At 63.6% G+C, this 6,054-nt stretch carries 6 protein-coding genes; all 6 read right to left on the bottom strand.

Going from position 1 to position 6,054, the window contains the following annotated elements; translation table 11 throughout:
- Nucleotides 1-13: 13 nt before the first annotated feature.
- The 6 genes from HQL56_01910 to gcvT all read right to left on the bottom strand — a co-directional run bounded on the left by HQL56_01910 (nucleotide 14) and on the right by gcvT (nucleotide 6,043).
- Nucleotides 14-172 carry a hypothetical protein gene (locus HQL56_01910; protein ID MBF0308269.1) on the bottom strand — a complete coding sequence of 53 codons (159 nt, stop codon included), beginning with the start codon at nucleotides 170-172 and terminating at the stop codon, nucleotides 14-16.
- A 60-nt stretch (nucleotides 173-232) separates the two neighbouring features.
- Nucleotides 233-727 (bottom strand): MerR family transcriptional regulator, encoded by a 495-nt coding sequence (locus tag HQL56_01905; GenBank protein ID MBF0308268.1) that lies wholly within the window; start codon nucleotides 725-727, stop codon nucleotides 233-235.
- A gap of 102 nt (nucleotides 728-829) precedes the next feature.
- The gene (gene eno, locus HQL56_01900) at nucleotides 830-2,134 is read right to left on the bottom strand and encodes a phosphopyruvate hydratase (GenBank protein ID MBF0308267.1); all 1,305 of its coding nucleotides are present in this window, start codon (nucleotides 2,132-2,134) and stop codon (nucleotides 830-832) included.
- Nucleotides 2,131-3,603: an aminomethyl-transferring glycine dehydrogenase subunit GcvPB gene (gcvPB, locus tag HQL56_01895; GenBank protein MBF0308266.1), complete on the bottom strand. Its 1,473-nt coding sequence runs from the start codon at nucleotides 3,601-3,603 to the stop codon at nucleotides 2,131-2,133. Before gcvPB ends, eno begins: the two co-directional genes overlap by 4 nt.
- Before the next feature lies 1 nt (nucleotide 3,604).
- Nucleotides 3,605-4,960, bottom strand: a complete 1,356-nt coding sequence (gcvPA, locus tag HQL56_01890) for an aminomethyl-transferring glycine dehydrogenase subunit GcvPA (protein MBF0308265.1) — start codon at nucleotides 4,958-4,960, stop codon at nucleotides 3,605-3,607.
- A gap of 3 nt (nucleotides 4,961-4,963) precedes the next feature.
- A complete protein-coding gene (gene gcvT, locus HQL56_01885) occupies nucleotides 4,964-6,043 on the bottom strand; it encodes a glycine cleavage system aminomethyltransferase GcvT (protein ID MBF0308264.1) in 1,080 nt (359 codons plus the stop codon).
- Nucleotides 6,044-6,054 lie beyond the last annotated feature (11 nt).

The following is a 6,054-nucleotide window of genomic DNA, read 5'->3' as shown; positions in this document are numbered from 1 at the left end:
CGCGCTGCTCGGTCTACTGGGCTTCGTGGAGCCGCTCCAGGACACGACGCTGTTCCTGGCGAGCCTCCTCCAAATGGCGCACCCAAAGGGGCATGCCGTCCGGGGGCGGCGTCGGCTGGGGAGAGGCTGCGGGGGGTTCGCTCTCGGAAAACGGGGGGTCATTCCAATCCATGTTCAGACCGAAAAACCGTGCGCGAGGCCCGAACCGGGCCTCGCGGCAAGAGACGATGGATCAGGCGGCAGTCGCATTGGCAACCCGTCCGTTCAACAGGCCCTGTTTGTCACGCAGACTGATCTGCATGCTGTTCTTCAGGGAGGTCACCATGAAACGCAGCCCATAGACCTCACACTGACGGCAGAATTGCGGTCCCTGGGAACATTTATTGTTCCGATTGGCCCAACAGGGTTGGGTGCCGTCGGTCAACACCGGACAGGTTCCCTTGGCCACATGCACACAGTCCTTGGCTTCCCAACAGGGAATCAGAGACATCAGGCGGCGGATGCCAGCGATGCTGATGCCCGCCTTGATCATGTGACGCACCTCCTCCAGCCATTCCACATCCTGATGGTTGAAATAGCGGGTTCCGGCCGGATTTTTAAAGGAGATGAACAACCCCTCCCTTTCGTACATGTGAATGGTGCGGATGGAAATTCCCAGGTGACGGGCAACCACACCGATTTTCACCATCGGTTCTTCGTTGACGGGCTGGGCGGCTTTTCTGGCCATGGACGGTTCCTTCTCGTTGCGTGTAGGGAGATACCCTGAGCTGCGAGTCTATCTCAAGGAGACCGACAAGAAAAGCGCAAAGTTAGAAATAGTTATCCTGTATCAACCCCCCGACCCCGGAACCAGATTGCAGAAAATCTCCCGACTGCCGTAGCGCGCGGAACGGCCCAGGCTCTCTTCGATGCGAATCAGCTGATTGTACTTGGCCACCCGGTCGGTGCGACACAAAGAGCCGGTTTTGATCTGTCCGGCATTCATGGCCACCGCCAGATCGGCAATGGTGGTATCTTCCGTTTCGCCGGAACGATGGCTGATGATGGTGGAGAAACCGGCCCGCTGCGCCATCTCCACCGCTTCGAAGGTTTCGCTGAGGGTACCGATCTGATTCACCTTCACCAGGATGCCGTTGGCCACCTCTTCCTGAATGCCTTGAGCCAGAATCCGGGAATTGGTCACGAAGAGATCGTCGCCCACCAGTTGAATGCGATCTCCCAGGCGTTTGGTCAGAATCTTCCACCCGTCCCAATCGTCTTCGGCACAGCCATCCTCGATGGAGAGGATGGGATAGTGTTCGCACAGGTTCTGATAATAATCCACCAGCTCGTCGGAGGTGAAATTCCGGTTTTCGCCCGCCAGACGGTAACGACCGGTCTGGGTGTCGAAGAATTCCGACGAGGCGCAGTCCAGGGCCAGCACCACCTCTTCGCCGGGGGCGTAACCCGCCTGCTGCACCGCCTCCAGAATGACCCGGATGGCCTCTTCGTTGGAGTCGAGGTTCGGGGCGAAGCCGCCCTCGTCCCCGACAGCCGTGTTCAGACCGCGCTTTTTGAGCACCTTTTTGAGGACATGGAAGATCTCCGCGCCGATGCGCACCGCCTCGACGAGGGAGCCCGCCCCCACCGGCATGATCATGAACTCCTGGATGTCGACGTTGTTGTCGGCATGCGCTCCGCCGTTGAGGATGTTCATCATCGGCACCGGCATCAAGGAGGCGTGGGCGCCGCCCAGATAGCGGAACAGCGGCAGACCGGCCTCCGCTGCGGCCGCCTTGGCCACCGCCATGGAGACGCCCAGAATGGCGTTGGCCCCAAGGCGGGACTTGTTCTCCGTGCCGTCCAGCTCGATCATGATCCGGTCGATATCCCCCTGGAAACTCACCTCGATGCCACTGACCGCAGGAGCCAGCTCATCCCGAACCGAGGCCACGGCATGGCGCACGCCTTTGCCCTGATAGCGCCCGGCCTCGCCATCGCGGCGTTCCACGGCCTCGCGGGTGCCGGTGGAAGCCCCCGATGGCACGGCGGCTCGTCCGAAAGCCCCCTTTTCGGTCCAGCAATCGACTTCAACCGTGGGATTCCCTCGGGAATCCAGGATCTCACGCGCCTGCAGACGGGTAATTCGGCTCATGCTTGCTTCTCCTGATTCGCGTTGACGCCACTCCAGACCAGATCGGGCTTGCGCGCCGCCAGGGCTTCATCCAGCCGGGTGACGGGAGTGGTGGTGGGGGTTGTCGCCAGCCAGCCGGGCTCGGTGCGAGCCTGTTCCCGAATGGCGATCATGGCATCGGCAAAACGGTCCAGCTCTTCCCGCGTCTCGGTCTCGGTCGGCTCGATCAGCAGGCACTCGGGCACCATCTGGGGAAAATAGACCGTGGGCGCATAAAAACCGCGATCCAGCAGAGCCTTGGCCATGTCCAGGGCCCGCAGCCCCATCTCGTGGGCTTCCTTCTCCAGGGTAACGATGAACTCATGGGTGGCCCGCCTGCCGGGATAGGCCACCCGGAATCCGGCTTTGGTCAAGCGCACCATCAGATAGTTGGCATTGAGTGTGGCATAATCGGCGATACGGCTCAAACCTTCCGCGCCCACCATGCGCAAATAGGCATAAGCCCGCAACAGAATGCCGACGTTACCGCCGAATCCGGACATGCGCCCGATGGTTTGGGGCCGCTCCTCACCTCCGAGCCAGCGATAGCCCTCCGCCGTCCACGCCACCATGGGCAGGGGCAGGAAGGGGCGCAGCCGCTCCCCCACCCCGACCGGTCCCGAGCCGGGACCGCCGCCACCGTGAGGGGTGGCGAAGGTCTTGTGAACATTGACGTGAATGGCGTCGAAACCCATGTCGCCGGGACGCACCTTGCCCACGATGGCATTGAGGTTGGCGCCGTCGTAGTAGAGCAGCCCGCCCGCCTGATGAACCCGCCGCGCCATCTCCGCCACGTTGCGCTCGAAAACCCCCAGGGTGGAGGGGTTGGTCAGCATCAATCCGGCGGTGCGTGGTCCCAGATGACGATCCAGGGCCTGCAAATCGACATCCCCCTCGGCATCGATGGGAATCTCCACCACCGTGAAGCCGCACATGGCCGCCGTGGCGGGATTGGTGCCGTGGGCCGCCGCAGGCACCAGCATCTCGGTGCGTTCCGTATCCCCGCGCGAGGCGTGGTAGGCGCGAATCATGGCCACTCCGGCGTATTCGCCGTGGGCTCCCGCCATGGGAGCCAGGGAGACCTGGGCCATGCCGGTGATGTTTTGCAGCATCTCCTGCAGTTCGAACAGGCACGACAGCACCCCCTGACCGCTCTCATCCGGAGCCAGGGGGTGGCGTTGCAGAAAACCCGGCAGACTGGCCAGACGATGGCAGGCCTTCGGGTTGTACTTCATGGTGCAGGATCCCAACGGATAGTAGTGGGTATCCACGGAGTAGTTCAACTGGGAGAGACGGGTGAAGTGGCGCACCACCTCCAACTCGGAGACCTCCGGCCAGACCGGTGCCCGACTGCGCAGCAGATGCGCGGGAATATCGTCCGCTTCCGGTCCCGGTCCCGGCATCTGAGCCTGACAGCAGCGCTCCGCCTTGCTCTTCTCGAAGATCAGCATCTCATGACCCCTTCAGAAAGGCGCCGACCGCCTGGATGTATTGCTCGATTTCGGCAGCCGTGCGGGTTTCGGTGGCACAAACCAGCAAGGTATCCTCGAAGCCCGCGCCGCGCCGGTCCTGAGATACACCCCCAAGGATTCCCCGCCCGCGCAGATGCTCCAGAAGAGGCTTCAAACGGCCCGAAGGCAAGCGGATCAACCCTTCGTGGAAGAAAGGCCCCGAAAGGACGCGACTCACCCCCGGCAGCGCAGTCAGGCCGTCGAGCAGGCGTCGGGTATTGGCGTGGCAGGCCAGAGCGACCTCCTTCAAGCCGCGTGGTCCCAGCAGGCTCATGTGAATGGCCGATGCGATGGCCAGCAAACCCTGGTTGGTGCAGATGTTGGACGTGGCCTTGGCGCGGCGGATGTGCTGTTCCCGGGTCTGCAGCGTCAACACGAAACCGCCCCGACCGTTGCGATCCACGGTACGCCCCACCACCCGGCCCGGCAGTTGCCGCACCAGCTCCTTCTGACAACAGATGAAGCCGAAATAGGGGCCTCCCGAAGAGAGGGGCACGCCCAGGGGCTGACCCTCGCCGCAGGCCACGTCCGCCCCCTTGCGGCCCCACTCACCCGGCGGTTTCAGCAGCCCCATGGCCACCGGATTGATCAGGGCCACCACCAGCGCCCCCAGCCCATGGCCCCGGTCCACCAGGGTGTCCACCTCCTCGACGATGCCCAGACCGTTGGGTTGGGCCACCACCAGGACATCCACCTCTCCGGAAACACCCCCGGTATCCAGACCTCCGCCGCGCTCGTCCCAGGGCAGGTATTCCAGTGTCACCCCCTGGGCGGAGAGCAGGGTCTCCACCACCTCCCGATAGCTCTCCACCAGGGAGGCCGGCAGCAGTACCCGCCCGCCCCGCTCCCGGTTGCGCTGCCGCAGGGCCAGGCGAATGGCCTCCACCAGGGCCGTGGCTCCGTCGTACATGGAGGCGTTGGCCACCGGCAGACCCGTCAGCGCGGAGAGCATGGACTGGTATTCGTAAAATACCTGCAGAATGCCCTGACTGGCTTCCGGCTGATAGGGGGTGTAGGCGCTGTAGAACTCCCCTCGGGAGGCCAACTCCCACACCGCCGCCGGAATGTGGTGCTCGTAGGCCCCACCACCGGCAAAACAGACCAGTTCGGCATCCCGTCCGGCCCGTTCTTTCATCAGCCGGGTCAGGGCCATCTCGTTCAAACCCGCATCGATCAGCCCCCGGGGACTGCGGGGCAGGGATTGGGGAATCTCGTCGAACAGCGCTTCCGGGCTGCTGACGCCGATGGTGGCCAACATGGCCTCCACATCCGCCCGGGTGTGAGGAATGAAAGGCATTGGCTACTCCTTTTTGCCCAGGAACGGAGGACGCACCACCCGAACCGTCAAGGCTTTGTCCCGTACCTGAACCTGGCAGGTCGAACCCACGGCCAATTTGGCCTGAACCCGCGCCATGGCGATGCCGCACCCCAGACTCGGCGAAAAGGTGCCCGAAGTGGTGCGACCGATCTCTTTTCCGTCCAACAATACCGCCTGATCCCGACGCAACACCCCCTGCCCTTCCAGGACCAAACCGACCCGCACGGCGTGATCCCCCCGTGCGCGAAGGACTTCGAGCGCGGCGCGCCCCACGAAATCGCGCTGCGGCGGATCCCAGTGAACGGTCCAGGCGATGCCCGATTCCAGGGGATGGTTGCCCCGATCCATATCCATACCGTAAAGGTTCATGCCCGCTTCCAGACGCAGGGTATCCCGGCAGCCCAGGCCGCACAACGCCGCCCCCGCCTCCCGGAGGCGCTGCCACAAGGGCCCCACCTCCGCCACCGGCAACATGACCTCGACCCCCGGCTCGCCGGTATAACCGGTACGGGAGATGAACCAGCCCTCCGCCGTTTCCAGCCCATGAAAGGAGGCCAGTCGGGCAATGCCTTCCCCATCCGGCAACAGGTCAACCACCTGCGACAGGGCATGCGGCCCCTGAATGGCGATCATGGCCAGATCGGTGCGCTCCCGAATCTCCGTTTGTGGATAGCCGCCCGACAGAGGGCGCATCCAGGCCAGGTCACCTTGTCGGGTGCCGGCGTTGATGACCAGTCGATAGCGATTTTCGCCAAGGCGGTAGACCAGCAGGTCGTCGACGATACCACCGTCTTCCAGCAGCATCACCCCGTATTGGGCCGCTCCCGGCTGTAAGCGCCCCGGGTCGCAGGCCACCAGACGACGCAGGAAAGCCAGGGCATTGGGCCCCGTCACGTCGCAAATGCCCATATGGGAGACATCGAACAACCCCCACGAGGCACGCACCGCCAGATGTTCCTTCAATTGGGAGCCGAAATGCAGCGGCATGTCCCAGCCCCCGAAATCGACCATGCGTCCCCCTGCAGCCACATGATCCCCGTACAACGGCGTCTTGAGCCCCATCGTGTCCCCCT

Source organism: Magnetococcales bacterium (assembly GCA_015231925.1).
Classification (GTDB): domain Bacteria; phylum Pseudomonadota; class Magnetococcia; order Magnetococcales; family JADGAQ01; genus JADGAQ01.
This window is presented reverse-complemented; position numbering and strand designations above follow the sequence as displayed.